Annotated in this window: 17 protein-coding genes; 4 read left to right on the top strand and 13 right to left on the bottom strand. The window is 71.3% G+C overall.

The genetic code is table 11. The features are described from left to right. Positions 1-38: 38 nt before the first annotated feature. The gene (locus tag R2J75_RS14770) at positions 39-932 is read right to left on the bottom strand and encodes a LysR family transcriptional regulator (RefSeq protein ID WP_243329926.1); all 894 of its coding nucleotides are present in this window, start codon (positions 930-932) and stop codon (positions 39-41) included. Between the two features lie 89 nt (positions 933-1,021). Between R2J75_RS14770 and amaB the strand changes: the two genes are divergently transcribed. The 4 genes from amaB (at position 1,022) to R2J75_RS14750 (ending at position 5,141) form a co-directional block, all read left to right on the top strand. Beyond that, positions 1,022-2,548 (top strand): L-piperidine-6-carboxylate dehydrogenase, encoded by a 1,527-nt coding sequence (gene amaB, locus R2J75_RS14765; RefSeq protein WP_316410476.1) that lies wholly within the window; start codon positions 1,022-1,024, stop codon positions 2,546-2,548. A gap of 61 nt (positions 2,549-2,609) precedes the next feature. Beyond that, positions 2,610-3,224 (top strand): response regulator transcription factor, encoded by a 615-nt coding sequence (locus R2J75_RS14760; RefSeq protein ID WP_243329928.1) that lies wholly within the window; start codon positions 2,610-2,612, stop codon positions 3,222-3,224. Positions 3,225-3,322: 98 nt separating this feature from the next. Beyond that, complete coding sequence (locus R2J75_RS14755) at positions 3,323-4,030, top strand: PAS domain-containing protein (RefSeq protein WP_316410474.1); 708 nt, start codon at positions 3,323-3,325, stop codon at positions 4,028-4,030. Continuing rightward, positions 4,020-5,141, top strand: coding sequence for an HD domain-containing phosphohydrolase (locus R2J75_RS14750; protein ID WP_243329930.1), 1,122 nt, complete (start codon positions 4,020-4,022; stop codon positions 5,139-5,141). Before R2J75_RS14755 ends, R2J75_RS14750 begins: the two co-directional genes overlap by 11 nt. A gap of 84 nt (positions 5,142-5,225) precedes the next feature. Here the strand turns inward: R2J75_RS14750 and R2J75_RS14745 are convergent, their stop codons facing one another. The 12 genes from R2J75_RS14745 to R2J75_RS14690 form a co-directional block, all read right to left on the bottom strand. After that, positions 5,226-8,522, bottom strand: coding sequence for an efflux RND transporter permease subunit (locus tag R2J75_RS14745; RefSeq protein ID WP_243329931.1), 3,297 nt, complete (start codon positions 8,520-8,522; stop codon positions 5,226-5,228). A 10-nt stretch (positions 8,523-8,532) separates the two neighbouring features. Next, positions 8,533-9,789: an efflux RND transporter periplasmic adaptor subunit gene (locus R2J75_RS14740; RefSeq protein WP_243329933.1), complete on the bottom strand. Its 1,257-nt coding sequence runs from the start codon at positions 9,787-9,789 to the stop codon at positions 8,533-8,535. Between the two features lie 9 nt (positions 9,790-9,798). After that, on the bottom strand, positions 9,799-11,184 hold the full coding sequence (locus R2J75_RS14735) for a TolC family protein (protein ID WP_243329935.1): 1,386 nt from the start codon (positions 11,182-11,184) through the stop codon (positions 9,799-9,801). 64 nt (positions 11,185-11,248) lie between these two features. After that, positions 11,249-11,638 (bottom strand): hypothetical protein, encoded by a 390-nt coding sequence (locus R2J75_RS14730; RefSeq protein ID WP_316410473.1) that lies wholly within the window; start codon positions 11,636-11,638, stop codon positions 11,249-11,251. Positions 11,639-11,700: 62 nt separating this feature from the next. Further along, positions 11,701-12,264 carry a hypothetical protein gene (locus R2J75_RS14725; protein ID WP_243329937.1) on the bottom strand — a complete coding sequence of 188 codons (564 nt, stop codon included), beginning with the start codon at positions 12,262-12,264 and terminating at the stop codon, positions 11,701-11,703. 2 nt (positions 12,265-12,266) lie between these two features. Continuing rightward, positions 12,267-14,618, bottom strand: coding sequence for a protease pro-enzyme activation domain-containing protein (locus tag R2J75_RS14720; RefSeq protein WP_316410472.1), 2,352 nt, complete (start codon positions 14,616-14,618; stop codon positions 12,267-12,269). A 628-nt stretch (positions 14,619-15,246) separates the two neighbouring features. After that, positions 15,247-16,668: a diaminopimelate decarboxylase family protein gene (locus R2J75_RS14715; protein WP_243329942.1), complete on the bottom strand. Its 1,422-nt coding sequence runs from the start codon at positions 16,666-16,668 to the stop codon at positions 15,247-15,249. Beyond that, positions 16,665-17,828 carry a beta-aspartyl-peptidase gene (iadA, locus tag R2J75_RS14710; RefSeq protein WP_243329944.1) on the bottom strand — a complete coding sequence of 388 codons (1,164 nt, stop codon included), beginning with the start codon at positions 17,826-17,828 and terminating at the stop codon, positions 16,665-16,667. The genes R2J75_RS14715 and iadA overlap by 4 nt, the downstream gene beginning before the upstream one ends. Positions 17,829-17,846: 18 nt before the next feature. Next, entirely contained in the window at positions 17,847-19,319 is a 1,473-nt protein-coding gene (locus tag R2J75_RS14705) for a M14 family zinc carboxypeptidase (RefSeq protein ID WP_316410471.1), read from the bottom strand. After that, positions 19,316-20,137: a cyanophycinase gene (locus R2J75_RS14700; protein ID WP_243329948.1), complete on the bottom strand. Its 822-nt coding sequence runs from the start codon at positions 20,135-20,137 to the stop codon at positions 19,316-19,318. The genes R2J75_RS14705 and R2J75_RS14700 overlap by 4 nt, the downstream gene beginning before the upstream one ends. A 72-nt stretch (positions 20,138-20,209) precedes the next feature. Continuing rightward, positions 20,210-22,987: a TonB-dependent receptor gene (locus R2J75_RS14695; protein WP_243345902.1), complete on the bottom strand. Its 2,778-nt coding sequence runs from the start codon at positions 22,985-22,987 to the stop codon at positions 20,210-20,212. 228 nt (positions 22,988-23,215) lie between these two features. Continuing rightward, positions 23,216-24,706, bottom strand: a complete 1,491-nt coding sequence (locus R2J75_RS14690) for an amidohydrolase family protein (RefSeq protein WP_243329952.1) — start codon at positions 24,704-24,706, stop codon at positions 23,216-23,218. Positions 24,707-24,785: the final 79 nt, after the last annotated feature.

Here is a 24,785-nt window from a genome sequence, read left to right as displayed (position 1 = left end):
CACGCGGCGCGCGTCCCTTTTGAGCCCCGGGTCCCGCCTCAGAATTCGGGCGGGGCCAGGGTGAGCAGGAACTCGGTGAGGAGGCGGTGGCGGCCCAGGGCGGCGCGGCGGCGCTTCTGGTAGATGGCGAACCGGTCCTCCCGCGGGCGGACCCCGGGAAGGAGGGGCACCAGGTCGCCCCGCTCCAGCTCCCCCAGCACCGCGTAGGCGGGGGCCAGCAGCAGGCCGAGGCCCTCCGCGGCCGCGTTGATCATGGCCCGCACCTGGTTGACGGCGATGATCCGGCCCAGCTCCGGGCGCTGGCCGGGGGGGAGGGCCGAGAGGAGGCGGTTCCACCAGGCCCCGCCCTTGTCCAGGGAGAGGACGGGGCACCCCGCCAGGTCCATGGGGGAGGCGATGGGCCGGGTGGCGAGGAAGGCCGGGGAGGCCGCCGCCACGTAGGTCTCCACGAACCAGGGCAGGCGCTGGAGGCCCGGGCCGGCGTGCTCCCGGCAGTCGATGGCGATGTCCAGCTCGTCCCGGAGCAGGGGGGCCAGGAGGTCCTCCGCCAGGTGGAAGTCCACCTCGATGTGCGGGTGGGCCTCCAGGAAGGGGCGGATGTGGCGCATGAGGATGCTGCTGCCGAACTCCAGGGTGGCGCCGAGGCGGATGCGCCCCCGGGCGGACGGGGGCGCCAGGTCCTCGGCGGCGGCCTCCAGCGTGGCGAAGACCTCCTCGCAGGCCTGGAAGAGCCGGCGCCCCTCCTCCGTGAGCCGGAGCTCCCGGGTGCTGCGGTCCACCAGGGGCAGGCCGGCCGAGGCCTCGAGCTTCGCCACGGCGTGGCTCACGGCGGACTGGGTGAGGTTCAGTCGCTCGGCCGCCCGGGTGAAGCTCCCCGCCGTGCCGAGGGCATGGAAGGCCTTGAGTTGGTAGAGGTCCAGGTGCCGCGCCATGGGTATGAATTGTACTCATATCAGGGGTGAACCGTATGATTTTGAGATGGCTTCGCATCTGGCCTATGCTCTGGGACATGGAGGACACCATGCCCACGACCGTCGAACGCGCACTGGAAGCCCTGGGGCTCACCGATCTGAACCCGGGCGGGTTCGCGGGCTCCTGGATGGGGGGCGGCCGGCCCCAGCAGGTGGTGTCCCCGGTGGACGGCCAGCCCCTGGCCTCCGTGGAGAACGTGGACCGCGACGCCTTCGAGGCCATCCTGGCCCGCTGCTCCGAGGCCTTCCTGGTCTGGCGCCGGGTGCCCGCCCCGAAGCGGGGCGAGGTGGTCAAGGAGCTGGGCCTGGAACTGGCCCGCAACAAGGAGGCCCTGGCCGACCTGGTGACCCTGGAGATGGGCAAGACCCGGCGGGAGGCCCTGGGCGAGGTCCAGGAGATGATCGACATCTGCGATTTCGCGGTGGGCCTGTCCCGGCAGCTCTACGGCCTGACCATGCCCAGCGAGCGCGGCCGGCACCGGATCCAGGAGCAGTGGCACCCCCTGGGCGTGGTCGGGGTGATCACGGCCTTCAACTTCCCCGTGGCCGTCTGGAGCTGGAACACCGCCATCGCCCTGGTCTGCGGCGACACCGTGCTGTGGAAGCCCTCCAGCCGGACCCCCCTGACCGCCGTCGCCTGCACCCGCCTCGCCGAGCGCGTCCTGCGCCGTATGGGCTACGATCCCGCGGTGTGCAGCCTCGTGATCGGGCGCGGCTCCGAGATCGGCGACCTCATCAACACCGACCCTCGCGTCGCCCTGGTGTCGTACACGGGCTCCGTTCCGGGCGGCCGCCACGTGGGGCGCCTCGTCCAGGAGCGCTTCGGGCGCCACATCCTGGAACTGGGCGGCAACGGGGCCGTCATCGTCAGCGAGAAGGGGGACCTGGACACCGCCCTCCGCGCCGTCTACTTCGGCGCCATCGGCACCGCCGGCCAGCGCTGCACCTCCACCCGCCGCGTGATCATCCACGCCTCCATCTATGACACTTTCGTCGCGCGGCTCCAGGACCTGTACGGCCGCACCCCCATCGGCGACCCGCGGGATGACAAACAACTCATGGGCCCCCTGGTGGACGCCGGGGCGGTGGACACCATGATGGCCGCCATCGAGGCCGTGAAGGCCCAGGGCGGGTCCATCCGGTGCGGCGGCGAACGCCTGGATCTGCCGGGCGGCTGCTACGTGACCCCCTGCCTGGCCGAGGTCCGGCCCAGCATGCCCATCGTCCGGGAGGAAACCTTCGCGCCGGTGCTCTATCTGATGCGCTACGAGACGATCGAGGAGGCCATCCGCATCCAGAACGACGTGCCCCAGGGCCTCTCCAGCGCCATCATCACCAACGACCTCCGGGAGGCCGAGCTCTTCACCTCGCCGGAGGGCAGCGACTGCGGGCTGGCCAATGTCAACACCGGCACCAGCGGCGCGGAGATCGGCGGCGCCTTCGGCGGCGAGAAGGAGACCGGTGGCGGGCGGGAGAGCGGGTCCGACGCCTGGAAGGCCTACATGCGCCGCCAGACCTCCGCTATCAATTACTCAGGAGGCGTCGAGCTGGCCCAGGGCATCGTGCTCGAGATCTGATTTTGGGGCATGTCAAGGGGGGGGCAGTCACCCTATCATGGGTGCAGGCCCCCCTCTCCCTATGCGCATCCTCATTGTCGACGACGAGCCCATGCTTCTCCTGTCCCTCCAGCGGACCTTCCGCGTGGAGCAGCCGGACTGGGACGTGGTCCTGGCCCGGAGCGGCGCCGAGGCCCTCGAACAGCTGCGCCTCCAGCCCTACGACGTGCTGGTGACGGACATCCTCATGCCCGGGATGGACGGCATGGCCCTCCTCGGGGAGGTCCGCCGGGACCCCAAGCTCACGGACACCACCGTGATCTTCATGACGGCCAAGGACGACCGGGACAGCATGCGGGCCGGGATGACGGCCGGGGCCGACGACTACCTGACCAAGCCCTTCACCCCCGCCGAGCTCCTGGCCGCCATCACGGGCCGCCTCCGCCGCAAGGACCTGGTGCCCGTGCTCTCCCAGGAGGCCCGGGCCTCCCGGGAACAGGTGCGCACCCTCCTCACGGAGCGGGAGACGGAGATCCTGGCCCAGATCGGGCGGGGCCTGGTCACCAAGGAGATCGCCGCCGAGCTGGGCATCAGCCCCCGCACGGTGGACGTCCATCGCACGAACCTCATGCGCAAGCTGGGCCTGCACAACGCGACGGCGCTCGCTCGCTTGGCGATCAAGGCCGAGCTGGTCTGAGCGCGAGGGCTTCCAGGCTTAGGTAATAGAGCGTATGGTAGGCGGCCGGGGTGGGTTCTAGCCTTGCGGAAGGGGACGTCCCCGATGCCAGGACACCGATGGAGACTCGAGATCTGACCAGCGCGCCCAGCCTGCCCACCGACCTTCTGGCGACGGCCCTCCGCATCCTGCCCCGCCCGATCCTCGCGGTGGCGGGGGACGGCCGCGTGATCCTCTGCAACGAGGCGGCGGTGTCCCTGCTGGGCTGCGCCGGGCCCGGGGACCTCCTGGGCCGTCCCCTGCCCCGGGGCCTGGAGGACGTGAACCTGCCCGGACCCCGGACCGTGTGGACCGCCGGCGGCCTGGGATTGGCTGTGGACCTGGAGGCCATGCCCCTGGGGGACGGGACCCTGCTGATCCTGGCCGACGCCTCGGAGCGGCGGCGGCGCGCCGAGGCCAGCGCGGGACCCCGCGTGGCCTCCCTCCAGGGGCTGGTCCAGGGCCTCGCCCAGGAGATGCACACCCCGGTCCAGTTCCTGGGCATCAACCTGGGCTTCCTGCGCCACGCCTTCGGCCGCTTCGAACGGGGCCTGGAGGCGGTCCAGGCCGCCGCCTGCGATCTGCCCGAGCACCGCCGGGTCATCCTCGCCCGCATGGAGGAGGACCTGGATCTGGCCTTCCTGCGGGCCGAGGTCCCCTCCGTCCTGGGGGAGTGCCTGGAGGGGCTGGCCAAGGTGGCCCAGGCGGCCGCCGCCCTGAAGCACCTGGCCGGCGCCGGTTCCCCGGCGTCGGCGGACCCATGGGAGGGGTCGATCCATGCCATCTAGGGTCCTGTTCGTCGACGACGATCCGCTCATCCTGACGGCCCTCGCCCGGGCCTTCCGGAAGCGCTTCGACCTGACGACGGCCACCTCGGGCCGCGAGGCCCTGGACCTCATCCGCACCGCGCCGCCCTTCGCCGTGCTCGTCGCCGACATGCGCATGCCCGGCATGGACGGGGTGGAGCTCCTCCAGGAAGTGAAGGTGCTCTCGCCCGACACCACCCGCATCATGCTCACGGGCCAGGGCGACCAGCTCACCGCCATCGAGGCCGTGAACAGCGGCAGCGTGTTCCGCTTCCTCACCAAGCCCTGCGACCTGGGCGCCCTCGGCGACATGGTGGAGGCCGGCGCGCACCAGTACGACCTGGTCACCTCCGGGCGGGAGCTCCTGGAGCAGACGCTGTCGGCCAGCATCCAGATGCTCGTGGACCTCCTGTCGAGCTTCGACCCCCACGCCTTCGGCCAGGCCGAGCAGGTGCGGGACCTGGCCCTGCGGGTGGCCACGATCCTCGGCATCCCTTCGCCCTGGGACCTCGGCCTCGCGGCCCTCCTGTCCCCCGTGGGCCGCATGGCCCTCCCCCGGACGCTGCAGGCCCGGGAGGCCGCCGGCGAGCCCCTGACCGCGGAGGAGCGCCTCCTCCTGGCCGACGTGCCCGACGAAAGCGCCCGCCTCGTGGGGGCCATTCCCCGCCTGGCCCCGGTGGCGCGGATCATCCGCGGCTCGAAGCGGGACCTCCTGGGGGACGCCGCCCGCGAGGCGCCGCTGGAAGCGCGGATCCTCCACGCGGTGGCGGACTACGTGGAGGAGGTCCGCCAGCGCAGGAACCCCGCCGCCGTCCTCGGCAAGCTCCGCCTCGCCGAGGGGGCCTACGATCCCCACGTCCTCGCCGCCCTGGAGCGGGTGGTGGAGGGCCGGGGCCCCGCGGAGGAGGGCGGCCGGCAGGCCCTCCCCGTCTGGGGGCTGCAGCCCGGCATGTGCCTGGTGGAGGACCTCGTCACCCTGGAGGGCGCCCTGGTCCTCTCCGCCGGCACGCGCCTGAGCCCCGTGCACCTGGAGCGCCTGCGCAGCGTGGCCGCCGTGTCCCGCCTGCCCGAACCGGTGCTCGTGACGGGGTGAGCCCCTTCGCGCCCCCCACGACCCGCCCTTCCCAGCTCGAGCCGAGGCTGGGAAGGGCGGGTTCCTGAGGGCGCGGAGGGCCTCCTACCCCTGGGCCTCGGCGTCCCGCAACCGGGGCGCTCCGGGTTCCTGCCCCTCGGGCGCCACCTCCCGCCGCTTCCAGAGGAGGTAGACGGCGGGGTAGACCAGCAGCTCCAGGAGGAAGCTGGTGGCGAGGCCGCCGACCATCGGCGCGGCGATGCGCTTCATGACGTCGGCCCCGGTGCCCGTGGACCACATGATGGGCAGGAGCCCCATGAAGGCCGCGAAGACCGTCATGGCCTTGGGGCGCACGCGCTTGACGGCCCCGTGGATGATGGCCTCCTCCAGGTCGGCCAGGGTGCGGAGGCGGCCCTGGGCCTTGGCCTCGTCGTGGGAGAGGTCGAGGAACAGGAGCATGAACACGCCGGTCTCCGCGTCCAGGCCGAGCAGGGCGATGAGGCCCACCCAGGCGGCGATGGAGGTGTTGTAGCCCAGGATCCACATGAGCCAGAAGGCGCCCACGGCGGAGAAGGGCACCGCCAGCATCACGAGGGACGCCTTGAAGGCGCTCTTGGTGTTGGCGTAGAGCAGCCCGAAGATCAGCACCAGGGTGATGGGCACGATGATCTTGAGGCGCTCCTTCACGCGGATCATGTTCTCGAACTGGCCGCTCCAGGTGAGGCTGTATCCCGAGGGGAGCTTGAGCTCCTTCTCGACGGCGGCCTTGGCGTGCTTCACGTAGGTGCCGACGTCGGTCTTCGAGGTGTCGAAGTCGACGAGCACGTAGCCGTTGAGGAGGCCGTTCTCGTCCCGGATCATGCCGGGGCCGGTGGCCAGGCGCAGGTCGGCGATCTCCTCCATGGGTACGGTGCTGCCGTTGGGCAGGGGCACCAGGACGCGGTTGAGGGAGGCGACGCTTTCGCGGTAGTCCCGGGCGTAGCGGACGTTCACCGGGTAGCGGGCCCGGCCGTCGAAGACCGTGGTCTGGTTGTCGCCGCCCACGGCCGTCATGACGAGCATGTTGGCCTCCTCCACGCTCAGGCCGTAGCGGGCGAGCTGGTCGCGCCGCAGGTCGAAGTCCAGGAAGTAGCCCTCCGCGGTGCGCTCGGCCAGGGCGCTCCGGGTCCCGGGGACCTTCTGGAGGATGCCTTCGGCCTCCACGGCGATCTGCTGGATCACCTTCAGGTCGGCCCCGTTGATCTTGAGGCCCACGGGGGTCCGGATGCCGGTGCTCAGCATGTCGATGCGCGCCTTGATGGGCATGGTCCAGGCGTTGGGGATGGCCGGGAGGCGCACGGCGCGGTCCAGGTCGGAGACGATGTCCTCCTCGGTGATGCGGTCGCGCCAGAAGGGGCGGAGCATCCCCTTCAGCCATCCGGGGGCCCAGGAGGAATACCAGCGCGGACGCTCCCGCCACTGCTCCTCGGGCTTGAGCTGGATGACCGTCTCCATCATGGAGAAGGGGGCGGGGTCGGTGGCCGTGTCGGCCCGTCCTGCCTTGCCGTAGACCCGCTCGACCTCGGGGACGGTGAGGATGAGGCGGTCCTGGACCTGGAGGATCCGCTGGGCCTCGGTCTCGCTCAGCCCGGGCAGGGTGCTCGGCATGTAGAGCAGGGTGCCCTCCCCGAGCCGGGGCATGAACTCGGAGCCCAGGTGCAGGAAGACCGGGACCGTCGCCAGGACGAGGAGGAAGGCGACGGCGATGGTGGCCTTGGCGTGGCGGAGCACGAACCGGCAGGGCGGCTCGTAGATCCGGTGCAGGAACCGGCTCACCGGATGCTTCTCCTCGGGGTGGTAGGTGCCCACGAGGGCCTGGGTGGCCATCCAGGCCAGCCACCTGGGCTTGAAGTGGAAGGGCTCCATGCGCGCGAAGAGCATGCGCATGGCCGGATCCACGGTCAGGGCCAGGATGGCGGCGATGGCCATGGCCAGGTTCTTGGAATAGGCCAGGGGCCGGAAGAGCCGTCCCTCCTGGTCCACGAGGGTGAACACCGGCATGAAGGCGATGGCGATCACCAGCAGGCTGAAGAAGACGCTGGGGCCGACCTCCAGGAGGGCCTCGAGGCGGACCTGGTGGAAGTCCCCCTTGCGGCCGCCGGAGATCCAGTGCTCCAGCTTCTTGTAGGCGTTCTCCACCTCCACGATGGCGCCGTCCACGAGCACGCCGATGGAGATGGCGATGCCGGCCAGGGACATGAGGTTGGCGTTCTGGCCCATGAGGAGCATGGGGATGAACGCCAGGGCCACGCTGAGGGGGATGGTTACGATCGGCACGACCGCCGACGGGATGTGCCAGAGGAAGACCAGGATGACGATGGAGACGATGATCATCTCCTCGATGAGCTTGTCCTTCACGGTGGCGATGGCGCGCTCGATGAGGGTGGACCGGTCGTAGACGGGGACGATCTCAACGCCTTCGGGAAGGGAGCTCTTCAGCTCGGCGAGGCGCTCCTTGACCCGGTCGATGACGGCCAGGGCGTTCTCGTTCTGCCGCATGACCACGATGCCGCCCACGGCGTCGCCCTGGCCGTCCAGGTCGGCCAGGCCCCGGCGCATTTCGGGCCCCAGGGAGACGGTGGCGACGTCCCCCAGGCGCACGGGGGTCCCCCCCTCGGCCTTCAGCACGGCGCCTTCCAGGTCCTTGAGGGTCTTGGCGTAGCCCCGCCCCCGGACCATGTACTCCCGGCCGCTGAATTCGACCAGGCGGCCGCCGCCCTCGTTGTTGGCGGCCCGCACGGCGGCGAGGACCCGGTCGATGGTCACCCGGTAGGTGGCCATCTTGTTGGGGTTGAGGCTCACCTGGAACTGGCGGGCCTGGCCCCCCACCGTGGCGACCTCGGCGACCCCGGGGACGCTCTGGAGGGCGTAGCGGACGAACCAGTCCTGGGTGGAGCGCAGTTCGTCGTTGGCGTGGCGCCCGGACTTGTCCACGAGGGCGTACTGGTAGACCCAGCCCACGGAGGTGGCGTCGGGGCCCAGCTCCGTGCGCACGCCCTGGGGCAGGCTCGCGGTGATCTTGCTCAGGTACTCGAGCACGCGGCTGCGGGCCCAGTAGATGTCCGTGCCGTCCTCGAAGATGACGTAGACGTAGCTGAAGCCGAAGTCGCTGAGGCCGCGGACGGCCTTGACCCGGGGGGCGCCCAGGAGGCTGGTGACGATGGGATAGGTGACCTGGTCCTCCACCTGGTCCGGGCTGCGGTCCCACTTGGAGTAGACGATGACCTGGGTGTCGCTCAGGTCCGGCAGGGCGTCCAGGGGGATGGTCCGCATGGACCACACGGCCAGGAGGAGGGTGACGAGGCCCGCCGCCAGGACGAGGAAGCGGTTCTCGGCGGAGAACCGGATGATGCGCTTGATCATGGCCTCCCCCTCACTTTCCCTTGCCGTCGCCCATGTGGGCGAGGGCGGCCTTCAGGCGCGATTCAGAGTCCACGAGGAAGTTGGCCCGGGTCACCACGGTCTCCCCCTTCATCAGGCCGGACAGGATTTCCACGGTGTCGCCCATGGCGGCGCCGGTCTTGACCTCCTTGGGCTCGAACCGGCCCTGGCCCAGGGCCACGAAGACGATGCGGCGGGTGCCGGAGTCCAGGACGGCGTCCGTGGGCACCACGAGCCCGGCGCGGCCCTTGCCCTGGATCACCATCTCCCCGAACATCTCCGGCTTGAGGAGCCCGCCGGGGTTGGGAACCTCCACGCGCACGCGCGTCGTGCGGGTCTTGGGGTCCACCTGGGGGTCCACGAAGGCCACCCGCCCGCGGAAGGTGCGGTCCGGCACGGCGGCCAGGGTGAGTTCGACGGGCATGCCCACCTTGACCCGGGGCAGCTCGGGCTCGTAGACGTCGGCGAGGGCCCAGACCGAGCCCAGGTCGGTGATCTCGAAGGGCGTGTCGGCCGGGGTGAGGCGGTTGCCCTCCACGGCGGTCTTTGCGGTGACGACGCCCGATATGGGGGAGCGGAGGGTGAGGGTCTTGCGCACCTCGCCGGTGCGCTCGAGCTCGGCCAGTTCCGCGGCCGGGACGTCCCAGAGGGTCAGGCGGCGGTGGGCCGCCTCGAGGAGGTCGTTGCCGCTGCCCTGGAGGCTGCCGCCCGCGAGGGCCTTCCGGGTGCGGAGGGCGAGGAGGTACTCCTGCTGGGCGCTGACGAAGTCGGGGCTGTAGAAGGCGAGGAGGGGCTGGCCCTTGGACACGTGCATGCCCACGAAGTCCACGTGGAGCTTCTCCACGTAGCCCTCGACCTTGACGTGGATGTGGCGGATCCGGGTCTCGTCCGCGGAGATGCGGGCCGTGGTCCGGAGTTCGCCGCCCACCGGGCCCTCCTTGACCTCGGCGGTGGTGAGACCGATCAGCTGCTGGCGGGCCGGATCGATGGTGACCGTGGCCATGCCGTCGACGGCGGAGGCGCCGCCGCCCCCGTCCATGGGCACGAGGGCCATGCCGCAGATGGGGCAGTCGCCGGCGTGGTCCTGGATGATCTGGGGGTGCATGGGGCACTGGTAGCTGGTCTTCTTCGGGGCCTCCTGGGGGGCCTCGGCGTGGTGGGCCGGGCGGAGCAGGAGCGTGCCGCCCACGCCGGCGCCGAGGGCCAGCAGCATGAGGAGGGGGGTGCGGAAACGGGAGGGGCTGGACATGGGAGCGCCTTACATGGAGGTCATGGAGGAGGAATCGGAGCCGGCGTCCGCCTTGGACCCGGCGGGCCTGGCGGCCGTTGCCGCGCCCGAGGGGGTGGACCCGCCGCCCATGCCGGACCCGGCGAGGGCCGTGGCGCCCACGGGCGGCGTGGCGGCCAGCGTGAATTCGCGATGGGCGATGGCGACGGCCTGGGCCTGGGCCTGGGCCTGCAGGAGGCCGCTCTGGTCGGCGACCCAGCCGTTGAGGGCCTCGAGCACGGAGAGGAACGGCGCCCGGCCCACCTCGTACTGGGCCAGGGTGGCCCGGAAGCTGGCCTCGCTCTGCACCAGGAGGCCGCCCCGGTAGAGCTTCAGGATGCCCAGGGCCGAGGTCATCTGGGTCGCGCGCTCCTGGACGCGCTGGGTGACCATCGTGCGCACACTGGCCTCCTCCGCGCCCGAGGCCCGCCGGCGAGCCTCCTGCTCCACGACGGCCCGGGCCTGCTTGCGGCCGCTCCACAGGGGCAGGGAGATGGAGATCCCGGCGTTCCACATGGGATCCAGGCCGCCCCGGGGCATGATGCCGGCGGTGACGCCGAAGTCCGGCCGGCGGTCCAGCCTGGCCAGGGCCACGGCCTTGTCCGACTGGAGGGCGCCCAGGTGGGCGGTTTTCACTTCGGGGGTGTGGTCCAGGGCCTCGGGCAGGGCGGCGGCGGGGTCGATGGGGCCGGGATCCGGAAGGGCGGACATGGGGGCGCCGTCCTCCACCGGGGCTTCGGCCGGCTTGGCCCGCAGCCGGTTGAGTCCCGCCAGGGCAGTGCGCTCCTCCGTCTGGAGGCGCAGGCGGGTCTGGTCCAGCCGGGTGCGTTCCAGCTGGGCCCGGAGCAGATCGGCCTGGGCGCCCTGGCCCACCTCGTAGCGGATCCGGGCCGTGGCTTCCGCCTGCTGGAGCAGGAGGGCCTGGTCCTCCAGGAGCCGCAGCTGGCTCCGGGAGAGGAGGAGGGCCAGGTAGGCCCGGCGCACGTCCGCCTCCAGGGTCAGGCGGGTGCGCTGGGTCGCCTCATCGGCAGCCTGGGCGCCGATTCGGGCGATGTCCGTGCGCAGGCCGCGCTTGCCCGGCCAGGGCAGGGGCTGGGTGATCATCACCTGCCAATAGCTCCCTTCCATCTGACCGATCTGGATCTTCTTGAAGCCGTCGTTCTGGATGCCCAGGGAGAGGGAGGGGTCGGGCAGGGCGCCGGCCTGGGGGATCCGCTCCTTTTCGGCCTGGGCCGTGGCGCGCGCGCGCTGGAGATCGGGATTGGCCTCCAGGGCTTCCTGGATCAGGGCCTGGATGCGGGGGTCGTCGGGAAGGGGGGCCTGGGCCCATCCCCCGGTGGGGAGGAGACCGAGGGCCAGGAGGAGCGCGATGCGCATGGGAACTCCAAAAGCTGGCGCGGGGCGGCGCGTGTCGAGTCAGGTCGGCAGGCGGAGCGCGGGCTCAGATCCGGAAGCACCTCAGGCGGGCTTGGCGGTCCTGGGGGGGGCCGGGAGGGGGACCCGTGGCCGGCGTGGCGGGCCGCGCCAGGTTCCGGCCGCGGGCGGCACGGACGGGCGCGGGCCAGGGAAGAGGCTCAGCCTTCCGTTCGGCAAGCCGCCGCTTGGCGGCCGTCTGCACCCGGACGAGGGCCGGGGCGGGGGCATGGAGGGCCGTGACGGGCGTCGGCCCTGGGCAACGGGGGGGGCAGGTGGGCATGCCACAGGGCGAAGGCTCGCCGGCCTCCGTGCCGCAGCAGCAGGTCTGGACGGGCTGGGTTCCGCCCGCACCCATCCCTGGCCCCCCGAAGATGAGGACCAGGAGGGCGAGGCACTGGAGGATTCGCCGGACCATCGAACCCCCAGCATAGGGTCATCCCGGCGCCGGTCCCAAGCGAAATCCTGGAAGCCCCGGCCCTACTGGGCCCGGAGGGCACCCACGAGCACGGGGAGGGGGACGGGGTCCTGGGCTACGTCTGGCAGGTGGCCAGCTTGGCTTAGGGTGAGGGCGATGGGGCCCGGCTGGGCCCCCGGGGTAAGCCGGAGAACCAAACTGACAACCGGCGTCGAGGTGTAGGGGACGGGCGCCGTGGGCGCCTCCTGGCTCAGCACCACCCGCAGGGCCTCGCCCAGGGGGCTGAAGCGCTGGACCGTGGCGCCCCGGTAGGGACAGGCCGGGGCCGGGCCGGCCCCCTCCCAGCTGGCGAGGCCCCCCGGGGCCGAGGCGATGAAGGTGACCCCCATGCCGGTGGCGCCCGGAGGCGGGACGAGGTCGAGGATCAGCCGGCCGGCGGTGCTGCCCGGGTTCCGGACGAGCCGCCACTGGGTGAGGTCGGCGGGGTCCTGGTAGACCAGGGCGGTGGCCGGGGCCGGGGCGGGGGGCTGGCCGCCTCCCGAGGTCCCGCCGGAGGCGCCGGGGGCCTGGCCGCCGCCGCAGGCGGCGAGGGCCGCGAGGAGGAGGGGGAGCGCGAGGGGCTTCATGGTCACCACCCGAGGAGGGAGAGGAGCTCTTGGAGGTCGGAATCGGCGACGAGGCCATCGCCGTCCAGATCCAGGGCGGCGTTGCGCGTGCCCATCCGGCCGGCCATGGCCAGCACGTCCAGACCGGACAGGGAGCCGCCGCCGGCTTCCACCGTGGCGGCGCCGTGGACGTTGACGGTGATGCTGGACGTCTGCCGGGGATCGGCGACGGACGCGGCGGTGACCTGGTAGGTGCCGGGGGCGGCGGCGGTGAAGGTCGCGCGGTTGCCGTCCACCGGCGTGACCGTGCCCCCCGAAGCCGACCAGGTGACGCGGCCGTCCAGGGCGCCGACCACGGAGGCGCTGTAGGTCACGGTGGAGCCGGTGAGCTGGCCGGGCAGGATGGCGCTGGTGGTGATCTCCACGGGACCCACCTGGATGGAGCTCAGCACCGTCCCGCTCCGGCCCAGGGCATCGGTGGCCCGCACGGCGAAGGTGTACGTCCCCGCCACGGCGCAGGTCCCGGTCAGGGTCCCGTCCGCCGCGAGGGTCAGGCCGGGCGGGAGTTCACCGCCGGCCAACCGGAAGGTGGCGGGCACCGTCCCGGCGGGGACCGCGTAGGCCATGGCGCAGGGGCCGCCCAGCTTGATCACCTCGTCCACGGCCTGGGGCGTCACGCCCAGCCCCGCCGCGGCGTCCAGGAAGGCTCCGGCGTCCAGGCTGCCGAGGCCCGTCGCCGCGTCGTACCCGGGCACCGCGGCGAACCCGGCCACCCCGGGCACCGCATTGTCCCCCACGGTGATGTCGTGGAAGACGGCCGGGCCGTTCCCCGCGGCCTGCTGCAGGGCCAGGCCGTACAGCTGCCGGTTGAGGTTCCCGAGGCGCTGTCCGGACCGCTGGACGAGCCGGGCCAGGATCCCGGCGAAGGCGGGGGTGGAGGCCGAGGTGCCCCCCACCAGGTAGAGCGAGCCCCCGGAGCGCACCAGGTAGCCGTCGTGGAGGGCCGCCGTGAAGGAGACGTCCGGGATGGCGCGCCCACTGTCCAGGGGGAAGCCGAGCCCCGCCTGCCACGCGGGCAGGGGCCAGATGAGGGACGTGCCGCCGCCCGTGGCCCAGAGGCCCGCGCCGCCCGCGGCCCCGCTCTCGTTCCAGGCCGCTTCGGGGATGTACCCGAGGGCCGAGGTTCCGTCGGGGTCGTTCGTGGGGCGCCACCACGTGCCCTGCTTGTCCAGGAACTGGGTGCCGCCCACGGCCACGTTGTGGGCGGTGGAGGCGAGCCCGTTGACCCCCGTCCTGCTGCCGCTGGGGTTCGACGCGGGATCGCACCCGGCCACGCCGGCATCCCCGGACGCCACGCACACGGTGATGCCCTGGGCGGCGGCCTGGGCCCAGAGGGTCGCGTAGAAGGAGGCGCCGGAGTACTGCATGGCATCCTCGCAGGCGCCGAAGCTCACGCTGATGACGTCCGACACGTTCTCGTCGACGGCGCGGAGGGCGGAGAGGTCGATGCCGTCGGTGGAGGGGGTGGAGGCGGTGCAGATGAACCGGATGGCGGCGCCGGGGGCCGTCGCGCCGGCCCACTGCATGTCCAGGTTGGCCTCCAGGTCCTCGCCCCAGGAGATGCTGCCCGGATCGGGCCCGTTCAGGACAAGGCTCGTCCCGCCCGGAGGCAGGCCATAGAAGCCCCTGAAGGCGTTCACGTCCTTGAGGCCCGGATTGGTGCGGCCGAGGATCCCGATCGTCGCGCCGGCGCCGTCCCAGGCGGCGGCCCCCGGGGAGCGCAGCCCGTAGATGGTGGCGAAATCGCCCGGCGCCAGGTAGTGGGCGTCGCCGGGCTGCGTGTTGGCGGGGACCGGCCGCGCCCCGATGTTCGCCGCGTTGCGTCCGAAGCCGTTGAGGGAGACCACGCCCCGGACCAGGTCCCGCAGCTCGGGGGGGAAGCTGGGGGCGAGGACGTTGGCCAGGACCTCCCTGCCGTCCGAGGAGAAGCGCTGCATGGGGGCGCCGAAGGCCCGCTGCACATCCGTGACGTCCCCCGAGAACACGATGGCGTGGCCGCCCCGGGAGACGCCCTCCACCAGGAAACCCTGGGCCTGGAGCCAGGCCACGACCCGGGCGCGCTGCGCAAGGGGCGGCGCGAAGGCCTCCGCGAACTGCTCGGGCGTGAGCCAGGCGTGGTACCGGGGGGAGGCGGGGTCCTGCAGGTCCGCCAGGAGGCGGTCCAGGCGCGCCTGCGCCTCGGGGGCGATGGCCAGGGCCAGGATCATGGTGCCCATGGACTGCCCGGGGTCGGCGGCCCCCAGGGGGGACAGGGTCCGCACGGCGGGATGGACCGTGTCGGGGAGGGTGAACCGGGCGTCCCCTCCTGCAACCAAGCATGAGGCCAGACATGAAGAGAGGAGAAGGGTTTGAAAACGCAATGCTCTACTCCTGGCTGTGTCAGCTAGAAGGTAGGCCGAACAACCCGTTTGACAATGAGAATTTTATAGAAGCAAGTATTCGGACTGTATCTATCTCTTTTGTTTTTAAACAAGACTTGTTTGGTCTCTCATGGAAACGATAAATTGTTAGCATGAACGCAGGCCCCAAGGCGCGTGCACCGGGAGGCTCGGCCCGGAGGTGCGATGCCCAGACGTTTTCTGCCCCGTCACCGCCAGGAGGGGTGGCTCAACGTCCTTGAACGACCGGACCGGGAAACCCCAGGATCATGGGCTCTGCACATGCTTTGCGACATCGCGTGGAGGTGGATCGAATCACCGGAACCACCTTGTCCCGTTCCTTCGTGCTGGCGAGGGTGAGTAAAAAACCCGTACACCGAGTGCGCCGAGACTCCGCGTGACTCGGTGTCTCTGCGCACTCGGCGTACGGGTCCTTTACCCGACGTTGCCGGAACCTTTCGTGTGGGCGAAAGGGTTCCGCTTATCACCCACAAGACGCCGCAGGTCCAGTCAGGGTGGCCCTGCAAGGGGCGGGCAGGGCCTCATGAACCACGGAACAACGGGGTCAGCGCTTCCCTTGCGGCTGCGGGAACAGGCCTTCGTAACGGTCCCGCTCGGCCATCACCGTCTCGCGCCCGTCCCCGTGCAGGAGGATCCGCGGCATCCTCGGGTAGGCGTTGGCGTTGCTCGCGATGAAGTGGGACGTGTAGGCGCCGGTGTCCCGCGCCACGAGGAGGTCGCCCCGGACGGGCCTGCGGTGGAAGGCCACGAGGGTGCGGCTCAGGAGGTCCCCGGAAAAGCAGAGGTTGCCCGCGATGAAGGCCTCGAACGGTTCGGGATCCGCGGCGCCGCCGGCCACGGACCAGCGGTTGGGGAGGCCCTCCAGGAGGGCGTCCCCGTGGCCCAGGACGCCCATCTCGGCCGTCACGAAGGCGTGGCCCCCCGCGGTCCGGCGCACGTGGGCCACGCGGCAGAGGGTGGCGCCCGCGTCCTCGACGATGCTGCGGCCCGGTTCGACCAGGAGGCGGGGCCCGCCGAGGGCGGCCAGGGCCTGGCGCGCGCCCAGGGTGCGTCCCCAGGCCCGCACCTCGCCCTGGAGCACGGCCCGCAGCATGGCCTCCTTGGGCCAGGGGGAATGGTAGGCCTCCCCGCGCCAGGCGCCGGGGTCCAGGCGCCCGTCGGGCCCGGGCTGCAGGCCCCCCGTCCCGTCGTTCCAGCAGAACCCGTCCCGGGCGGCGAGGCGCCGGCGGTAGGCCTCCCACCCGGCCGCGTCCAGGTAGTTCACCGGGAAGCCCCCGCCCAGGTTCAGGATCCGGCAGGCCCCGGCCCGCGCCCGGAGATCGGCGCCCAGGTCGATCATGCGGCCGAGGACGGCCAGGTAGGGCTCGGGGGAGGTGATCTGGGAGCCGATGTGGGTGTGGAAGCCCAGGACCCGGAGGGCGGGCCAGGTATCCAGGGCGGCGAGCACCCCGGGGATCTCCCCCAGGGGGATGCCGAACTTGGACCAGGGTCCGGCGGTGAAAATGTCCTCGCCGGTGACGGGGCCCAGCTCAAAGCCGGAGAGGCGGAGCAGCACGCGTGCCGTCCGCCCCTCCGTCGTCGCGGCGGCCTGCAGGAGGGCCAGTTCCTCCACGGAGTCCGCCACGACGAGCATGTCGCGGGCCACCGCCTCGCGGATGAGGGCGTCCTCCTTGCAGTTGCCGTTCAGGTCCAGGGCGCGGGGATCCATCCCCGCCTCCAGGGCGGCCCGCGCCTCGAAGGGCGAGGCCACGTCGGCGCCGGCGCCCTCCTCCCGGACCGCGGCGAGGAGGGCGGGGTGGCACGAGGCCTTCACGGCGTACCGGACGGCGCCGTCGGGGTACAGCTCCCGGAAGACCCCGGAGAAGGCCCGCAGGTTCTCCCGCACCCGGGGCAGCCAGGTCAGGTGGAGCGGGAGGCCGTGGGCTCCCGCCCAGGCCTCCGCGCTCCTGCCGAAGACGTCCGTCACTCGAAGGTCCCCTTGACGAGGACCTTGCGGGCCTTCATCAGCACCCTGCCCCGGGCGACCACGGTGTGGACCGTGAGGTCCTTGGGGTCCAGCAGCACCAGGTCGGCGTCCATGCCCGGCGCCAGGCCCCCCTTGCCGGCGAGGCGGTAGATGCGCGCCGGGTTGGCGGTGATGACCCGCAGGGCCGTGGCCAGGGGGATCCCCTCCTGGAGGACGGCGTCGCGGACCTCGGCATAGAGGCTCGTGACCCGGCCGATGCCGAGCCCCTGCATGCGCCCCGCCGCGTCGAAGTCGGGCAGGCTGCCCTGGCCGTCCGAGGTGAAGGTGACGTGCCCGGGATCCACGCCGGCGTCCAGCATGCGCTTGAGGCCCCGGGAGGGCTTGACCTCCCCGGTCTCCTGGTAGGCGGGGACCGTGGACGTGGTGAAGTCCACCAGGCCGCCCCCCAGGGCGTAGGCGACGCCCTCCTCGAAGAGGTCCGGGTTGCGGTTGATGTGGGTGGGCAGGAACTGGCGCGCGGGGATCTCGGTCTCGGCCAGGGCCCGCCGGAGGTATTCGAGGCCGCGCCGGCCGTCCCCGAGGTGGATGTTGAGGACGCCGGCCTTGCCGGCCAGGATGCCGCCGCGGCGCGTCTCCCCGGCCAGGCGCAGGAAGGCCTCGAACGTGGGCTGGCTGCTGCGGTGGTCGGACAGGGCGATCTCGCCCACGCCCACCACCTTGTCGATGTAGAGCAGGTCCTCCTCGACGCTGCCCGTGAGGGTCCGCGCCGGGATGGCGTAGTGGCCGGTGACGATGAAGGTGCTGATGCCCTCCGCCTCCAGGCCCTGGGCCTTGGCCAGGAGGCCGCCCATGGTCCGGGTGTGCCCGTCGGTGCCCAGGCAGCCCACCACCGTGGTGACGCCGCCTTTGACGGCGTCGCTGAGGACCAGTTCCGGGGTGCGGGTGGCGGGGCCGCCCTCGCCCCCGCCGCCCATGATGTGGACGTGCCCGTCGATGAAGCCGGGCACCGCGAGGAGGTTCCGGGCGTCGATCACCTCGCAGTAGCGGCGGGGGATCCGGATGTCCGGGTGCATGCGGAGGATCTTCCCGCCGCCGGCCAGGATGTCGCAGCGGCCCTGGGCGTCGGGGGAATGGATGTCGGCGTTCTTGATGAGGAGCATGGGGGATCTCCGGTGCCTTCAGGGCAGGCGCCAAACGGGCGTTGTGCCGTCCGGACCGACCAGGGCCCGGTAGGCAGGGTACCCGTAGATGCCATAGAGCAGGCAGGGTTCCAGGAGCCCCACCGCGTTGCGGGCGAGGGGCTGGTCCAGGGGAACGATCAGGGAACCGGCAGGGAAGGGGTGGTCCTGGGCCGCGGCGCGCTGCACGATCTGGCGGTTGCCGTAGCGGCCGTAGAGCTCGTCCGGATCGGGTTCGAAGCGCAGGAGGCGGCAGGCCTCGGCCTTCCGGGAGGCGGCGGCGGCCAGCACTTCGTAGCGGATCCCGTGGCGGTCCAGAAGGGTCCGGAAGGCCGGGGCCGCCGCGGCGTCCACGGCGTAGGCCCGGGGGGTGGCCACGCTTTGCTTGACCACCAGGTCGGTCATCAGGCCCGGCGCGGGCACATCGAGGGGCCGGCCCGTGGCCCGGTCGAGCACGCGCACCGTGGGCACCTGGCCGTCCACGTTCGCCCAGAAGAAGTTGGTGGCGAGGAAGGGGGGGAGGGGGGCCTTCCGGGCGCGGTCGCAGAGGGCCTCCACCCGCCGCCGGGAGGCGGCGTCGCCCAGGAGGTGGCGGTAGAGGCGGGTGACGGCGTCGGCCCGCCGCGGCAGGTCGTCGGCGGCCCCCGCCTGGCGGCGCACCCCGGCCTCGATGATGAAGGAGAGGGCGCCCATGCAGCCCAGGCTGTTGCGGCCGTCGTCCACCTCCGTCGTGGACGGGCGGATCTCGTCCAGGGGCGGGAGTCCCCCCACGGTGTAGCGGGCGAAGGGGATGCCGGCCCGGTCCATGAGGACCTGCGCGGAGGCGACCCGGGCGAGGCCCTCCCGCCGGAGCTCCGCGGGGATCCAGGGCACGTTGAGGGCGTCGAGGGTGACCAGGGGCCAGCAGTCCCAGCCCCGGGCCTCCCAGTCCTTGCCGTCCCGGGTGAACTCGTGGGTGTCCACCGCCAGGTGGGGCCGCACGCGCAGGGCGACCCGGTGCAGGGCCTGGGTCTCGGGCTGGTCGAGGGTGATGTGGTCGCGGTTGAGGTCCGCGCCGGCGCCGTTGGTCCTGCGGTAGGCCTCGCCCCCGTCGGGGTTGACCATGGGCATGAGGTAGAGGTCCACGTCGGCCGGGAGCAGTTCGGGGCGCGCGGCGATCGCCTGGATCAGGCAGAGCTGGGCGTCCTTCCCCGCGAGCTCGTTGCCGTGCTGCTGGGCGTAGAGCAGGGCCCGGAACCGGGCCTTGGCGCCGCCCCGGTTGAGGCGGACCAGGTAGACCTTCCGCCCTTCATGGGTCCGGGCCTCCTCGGTGACGGTGATCAGGCCGGGCCGGGCCGCGGCCTTCAGGAGGGCCTCCATCTCCGCGTACGGGATCGTGCCCTTGAGCTGGAGGGGGTCCGCGGGGACGGCGGCGGATCCGGGCAGGGCCCCGAGCACGGCCACGAGGAGGGCGGGAAGGAGCCGCCGCCTCAATTGAGGACCCGGCGAGTCGCCAGGTCGATCCTGCGCCCGGCCTTGAGGAAGTGGATCTTCAGCCCGGTGAAGCCGCCGTCCTTGAGCTTCATGCCCGCGGGGTCGAAGACGAGGACGCCGCTGGCGCCCAGCACCGTCGCCTTGCCGTCCTTGACCACGAGGGCCGTGGTCTCGTCGATGCCGATGCTGAAGTGGTCGGGGTAGGTCATGGCCAGGCTGAGGAGGCGGTTCTGGCGGTTCCGCTTGATGAAGTGCTGGTCGATGATGATGCCGGGAGGCAGGAAGCCCATGCCGGGCCGGGTCACGTAGCAGTCGGGTCCCAGCTCCCTCAGGGATTCCTTGCCCCAGATGTCCTCGCCGGTGAGCATGATGCGGCTCATGATGGCCGCCCCGGCGCTGGTGCCGCCGACCACGGCCCCGCCCTCGTACTTGCCGAGGATCAGCTTCTGGAGCGGGGTGCCCACGATCTTGTCCCCCACGCGGGACTGGTCGCCGCCGGAGAACCAGAACCCCGTGCAGCGGGCCGCGGCGTCCAGCATGGCCTTGGCGCTGGCGTCCTCGCGCTTGCGCACGTCCAGGGGCACCAGCTCGATGCCGGCCGGATCCAGGATCTCCTTCCATTCCTTGAGCTCGCCCTCGGGATCCTCGGTGGCCGTCGGGACGATCCCGATCACCCCGCCCCGGCCCCCGGCGCCCTGGAGGAAGGCGTGCATGATGTCGGGGGTCGAACCGTGGCCGCCCACGATGACGAGGGTGCCCTTGGGCGGGGCTGCGGCGAGAAGGCAGGAGAAGGCCAGGGCGGCCAGGAACCGTTTCATTTCGGACCTCATGGAAGTGCCGATGGAGGCCGGGCCCCTGGGGGCCCGGCCCTTCCCATCCATCGTGACAGGCTAGAAATTGACGCGCAGGCCGAGCTGGAGGCGGCGGCCCGGATCCACCGACTCCGGATACATGTAGTAGCTGTAGACGGAGCTCGTGGCGTTGTTGTTCGTGTTGATGCGGGTCGTGTAGGCCGTGGCCGCCTGGCGGTTCAGGACATTCAGGCACTCCACGAAGATGTCCGTGGCGACCTTGGCGCCGAACCGGAAGGTCTGGGTGAGCCGGAGATCCAGCAGGCTGCGGCTGGGGTAGGTGCGGCTGCCCAGGGGCTCGACGTTGATCACGTACCGGGTGCCGTCGAAGGCGGCGGTGCGGTAGGTCTGGTTCCAGTGGGTGCCGCTCAGGTAGGTGTAGACGGCGCTGATGCGGGTGCCGGTGGGGAACTGGTAGAGGGCGTGGGCCTTGAACTCGTCGTCGTTGTTGCCGGGCAGGTTGCCGTAGGCGTTGATCATGGTGTTCTTGTTGTAGAACACCTTGTCGTAGCTGTCGGCCCGCTGGATGTTGCCCTCCAGCTTGGAGTGGGTGTAGCTGAAGCCCAGGCTCCAGTTGTTCTCGAGGCGGCGGTCGACCTTCAGGGTGGTGGCCGTGTACTTGCGCTTGCCCTCGCTGCCGGCGTTGGTGACCCAGTACTGGTGCTCGTCGCCATAGAGGCGGGTGCGGTAGTAGTCGATGTTGCCGCCGGTGATCGGGTTCACGTAGGTGGACCAGTAGCCGCTCGGGTCGGGGGCGCGGTCGACGCGCACCAGGCTGTCCTTGAAGTCGCGGCTGACCCAGGAGAGGCCGGCGCTCCAGGTGGCGCCGAACTTGTGGTCGAGGGCGAAGGTCAGCTCGTCGGTGTAGGGCTGCTTGGCGCCGGGATCGACGAGGGTCAGGTCGTTGATGGTGCGGTAGAGGTCGTTCTGGTTGCCCGTGACCGGGTCCACGTAGCCGGGGACGGTGCTGGGCCAGGTGGAGCGGTCGAAGAGGTTGATGTACGGGTAGCCCGGGTCGGCCCAGTCGTAGTACTGCTTGATGGGGATGGCGTCCTGGATTGCCCGGTCGATGAAGTAGGTGGAGTAGCCGGCGTAGTAGCGGCCCCAGTGGCCCTTCAGCATCGTCTTGAGGTCCTCGGTGAGGCCGATGGCGAAGCCGAAGCGGGGGGCCACCGTGTTCTGGTTCCAGAGGTTGCTGGCGCCGTAGAACCGCCCCTTGAACTGCTCGAAGCGCACGCCCGGGTTGAGGGTGATGCGGTCGTTGATCTTCCAGGTGTCCTGGACGAAGGCCGCGAGGCGGTCGGCCCGCTGCCGCACGTTCCAGCCGCCGCCGACGATCATGTAGCTCGTGTAGACGCCCACGTCGTCGAACTCGGCGTTGAGGTTGATGTTGCCCGGGAAGCGCTCCAGCTCCTCGTCCGACACCTGCTCCCGCTCGATGCCGAACCGGAAGGCGTGGCTGTCGCCGGCGGAGAAGAGGCCGGTCTTGAACCAGTCGAAGGTGGCGCTCAGCGTGGTCCGGCCGCGGAAGTTGTAGTCCTCGTAGGTGGAGTTGAAGAAGAACTCGCGCGGGGCCTTGGTGGCGTCGTACTCGTAGAGATCCTGGAGATCCACGGAGTAGGCGTTCCCGCCCATGCCCGGCTGGTCATACCGGCCGCCATAGGAGAAGGCCTTGAGGGTCAGGACCTTGTCCTGGCCGAAGGTCTGGGTCCAGGTGAGGCTGTACGAGTGGTTGGGCGCGACCTCCTTCTGGGTGGCCTCGGGCATGGTCGTGTAGTCCACGTACCGGCGGTCCCGGCCCACGTAGTCGTACTCGGCCAGGAACTCGAGGGTCGCGTTCTGGCTGGCGGCCCAGGTGACCTTGGCGAGGGCCATCACCTTCTGGTTCCGCTGCGCCGTCGGGGCGCCGGTGGGGGTGTTGTCCTCCTCGGTGCGCTCGGCGGAGGCGAAGAACCAGAGCTTGTCCTTCACGATGGGGCCGCCCACGTTGAAGGCCACGTCCCAGTTCTTGGAGGGGGGGATGATCTTGTCGGCGGCCGAGACCATCGGGTGGTCCTGCTTCCCCTTGGCCTGCCACTTGGAATCGGCATAGTAGGCGTTGAAGCTGCCTTCGAAGGTGTTGCCGCCCCGCTTCACCAGGCCGTTCACGAAGCCGCCCATGAAGCCGCCGAACTCGGCGTTGGCGCCGAGGCCCGCCACCTGGACCTCGGAGAACCAGTCGACGTTGGGGAAGATCCACTGGGTGCCGCCGGAGGGATCGCCGATGTTGATGCCGTCCATCATGTAGGCGTTCTCGCCCCGGTAGCCGCCCCAGGCCCGGGAATCGTTCACGCCCGGCGTCAGATTCATGATGCCGACGACGCTGCGCTCGACGGGCAGGGTGGAGAGGGCCTGGGTGTCGAAGTTCTGGGTGATGGAGACGGCGGTGTCCTCGACCGTGGTCATGGCGCCGACCACCTCGACGGTGGCGCTGGCCGAGGCGGGGAACTTCCAGTTGACCGTGGACGTGAGGCCCAGTTCGAGGACCTCGGTGCCGTTCAGGGCGGGATGGCCCTTGGCCGAGACGGCGATCTTGTAGATGCCCGGCGGCAGGGCCGCGAATCGGTAGGCGCCGTTGGCGGACGTGGTCGCGGTCTTCTCGCCGCCGATCATGGCGGCGGAGGAGATGCGGACGACGGCCCCGGCGACGGGGTGGCCGGCGCTGTCGCGGATGGTGCCCGCCAGCGCGGCGGTGGAACTGGTCTGGGCCACGAGGGCCGTGGGCACGGCCACGAGCCCGAGCGCGAGTACGGTGAGGGACCCACGGGTTCTCTGCACAGAGCCTCCTTGGCTATGGATGGGTGACTGGAAGGATAGAAGGGACCTTCGGGAATGCAAGAAAAAAAGTTACATTCTCGTTTCGGAGAGAAAACTATTTTTCAAGAACCCCGGTCCGGGCGAATGCGTCCGAGTCGCAGACGGAACCCCTGCGGATGGTCGACTTGGGCGTGTCGGCCACCCCAAGGCAATGGACCATGGACCTGCCCGAGCCGGTCCGCTCCGTCCTCAATCGTGGGCGCCCGTGCCGCGCACCTCCGGGGCCGCCGCCCGGTAGTCCATGAACCACGCCGAGAGGGCCTGGATCCCCCGCTGGATCTCCTCCGGGCGGGTGCCGTCCCGGAAGGGCAGGATCCGGCCGTCGTGCTTGAGGAGGTGGCCGCCCGCGACCACGGTGTCGATCTCGGAGCCGTCCGCGGCCCAGATCAGGTTCTCCACCACGTTGTCGAGGCGCGTGGGGACGAGGTTCGGGCGCGCCAGGTCCACGAGGACGAAGTCGGCGCGGAGGCCCGGCTCGAGGGAGCCCTGGTCCAGCCGCAGGATGGAGGCGGGGACCGAGGTGATCATCTCCAGGCACTGCTGCGCGGGCAGGAGGCTCGCGTCCTGGTGGAGGGCCTTCTGGTACTGGGAGGCCAGGCGCGCGGCGGCGAGGATGTTCTGGTTGTCGGCCGAACCGGAGCCGTCGGTGGACACGGCGACGCGCACCCCGGCGCGGAGCAGGTCGATGACCGGGGGCATGCCCGAGCCGAGGATGGTGTTGGCCAGGGGATTGTGCACCACGGCGGCGCCGGAAGCGGCGATCAGCTCCACGTCGCGCGGGCCGCAGTTCACCTGGTGGGCCAGCACGGTGCCGGCGTCGAGGATGCCGATCTCCCGGAAGTACTCGACGGGGGTCAGGCCCGGCTCGACGGCCTCCCGGAACCAGCGGGTCGTCCGCGGCTCCTCGGAGCTGTGGATGTGGAAGAGCGTGTCGTGCGCGCGGGCCCAGGCCTTCTGGGGGACGAGGGCCTCCCGGCTGTTGGAGAAGCACTGGTCGGGACCGGGCACGAAGCGGGTGCGCTCGCACCGGGCCTGGAGGGCCAGGCCCTTCTCCAGGCGCGCGAGGGCGTCGCCGGGCCCGTCCAGGAGTTCCGGCGCGTAGAAGCGGTCCTGGCCGCCGATGGCCACGATCATCGTGGTCCCGGCCACCTCGTTGGCCTCCGCGATGTCTTCCAGGTGGTGCTTGTTCCAGTTGCAGTGGTGGACCATGGAGGCGGTGATGCCGTAGTGGATGTCGCAGATCCGCGCCATGCGGTAGGTGAGGGCCTGGGGGGTGCGCCCGAGGCGTGCCGCCAGTTCGCCCCGGCGGGCGTTGAGGAAGCCGGTGAAGGGGTTGACGGCGTGGTCCAGCCAGGCGGTGAGCGGCTCGTCCCGGGCGATGCCGATGAGGGGCTGCTCGTGGTCGTGGCCGTGGGCCTTCACGAAGGCGGGCAGGAGCACCATGTCCTGGAGGGGAAGGGGGTCGTCCGAGGGCACCTCCCGCCGCGTGTGGAGGACCTCGAGCCGGTCGCCCCAGGCCTCGCGGAGGCGCCGGCCCACCTCGGGATCATAGGGGCCGGCCTCGCGGATCCGGCCGTCCACGGCGAGCAGGTACCCGTCCTGGATGCGGCGGCCCCGGTCCGGGGCGGCCAGGGGCAGCAGGAAGCGGCAGCGGCAGGCCAGGGCGCGGGTCTCGGGCATGGGAACTCCGGGGTGGAAAATGGCCAACTGGGATGATCGCTGGACTTGCGCTCAGGCGGAAGGGGGAGTTCCAGGGGAG

Source organism: Mesoterricola sediminis (genome assembly GCF_030295425.1).
Lineage (GTDB): Bacteria > Acidobacteriota > Holophagae > Holophagales > Holophagaceae > Mesoterricola > Mesoterricola sediminis.
The sequence above is the reverse complement of the archived record's forward strand: the minus strand, read 5'-3'. Positions and strand labels throughout refer to the sequence as shown.

Excerpts from the sequence above, each read along its gene's own strand:
- R2J75_RS14770 (WP_243329926.1), bottom strand. The coding sequence starts at position 932 with ATGGCGCGGCACCTGGACCTCTACCAACTCAAGGCCTTCCATGCCCTC.
- amaB (WP_316410476.1), top strand. The coding sequence starts at position 1,022 with ATGCCCACGACCGTCGAACGCGCACTGGAAGCCCTGGGGCTCACCGAT.
- R2J75_RS14760 (WP_243329928.1), top strand. The coding sequence starts at position 2,610 with ATGCGCATCCTCATTGTCGACGACGAGCCCATGCTTCTCCTGTCCCTC.
- R2J75_RS14755 (WP_316410474.1), top strand. The coding sequence starts at position 3,323 with ATGGAGACTCGAGATCTGACCAGCGCGCCCAGCCTGCCCACCGACCTT.
- R2J75_RS14750 (WP_243329930.1), top strand. The coding sequence starts at position 4,020 with ATGCCATCTAGGGTCCTGTTCGTCGACGACGATCCGCTCATCCTGACG.
- R2J75_RS14745 (WP_243329931.1), bottom strand. The coding sequence starts at position 8,522 with ATGATCAAGCGCATCATCCGGTTCTCCGCCGAGAACCGCTTCCTCGTC.
- R2J75_RS14740 (WP_243329933.1), bottom strand. The coding sequence starts at position 9,789 with ATGTCCAGCCCCTCCCGTTTCCGCACCCCCCTCCTCATGCTGCTGGCC.
- R2J75_RS14735 (WP_243329935.1), bottom strand. The coding sequence starts at position 11,184 with ATGCGCATCGCGCTCCTCCTGGCCCTCGGTCTCCTCCCCACCGGGGGA.
- R2J75_RS14730 (WP_316410473.1), bottom strand. The coding sequence starts at position 11,638 with ATGGTCCGGCGAATCCTCCAGTGCCTCGCCCTCCTGGTCCTCATCTTC.
- R2J75_RS14725 (WP_243329937.1), bottom strand. The coding sequence starts at position 12,264 with ATGAAGCCCCTCGCGCTCCCCCTCCTCCTCGCGGCCCTCGCCGCCTGC.
- iadA (WP_243329944.1), bottom strand. The coding sequence starts at position 17,828 with ATGCTCCTCATCAAGAACGCCGACATCCATTCCCCCGACGCCCAGGGC.
- R2J75_RS14700 (WP_243329948.1), bottom strand. The coding sequence starts at position 20,137 with ATGAAACGGTTCCTGGCCGCCCTGGCCTTCTCCTGCCTTCTCGCCGCA.
- R2J75_RS14690 (WP_243329952.1), bottom strand. The coding sequence starts at position 24,706 with ATGCCCGAGACCCGCGCCCTGGCCTGCCGCTGCCGCTTCCTGCTGCCC.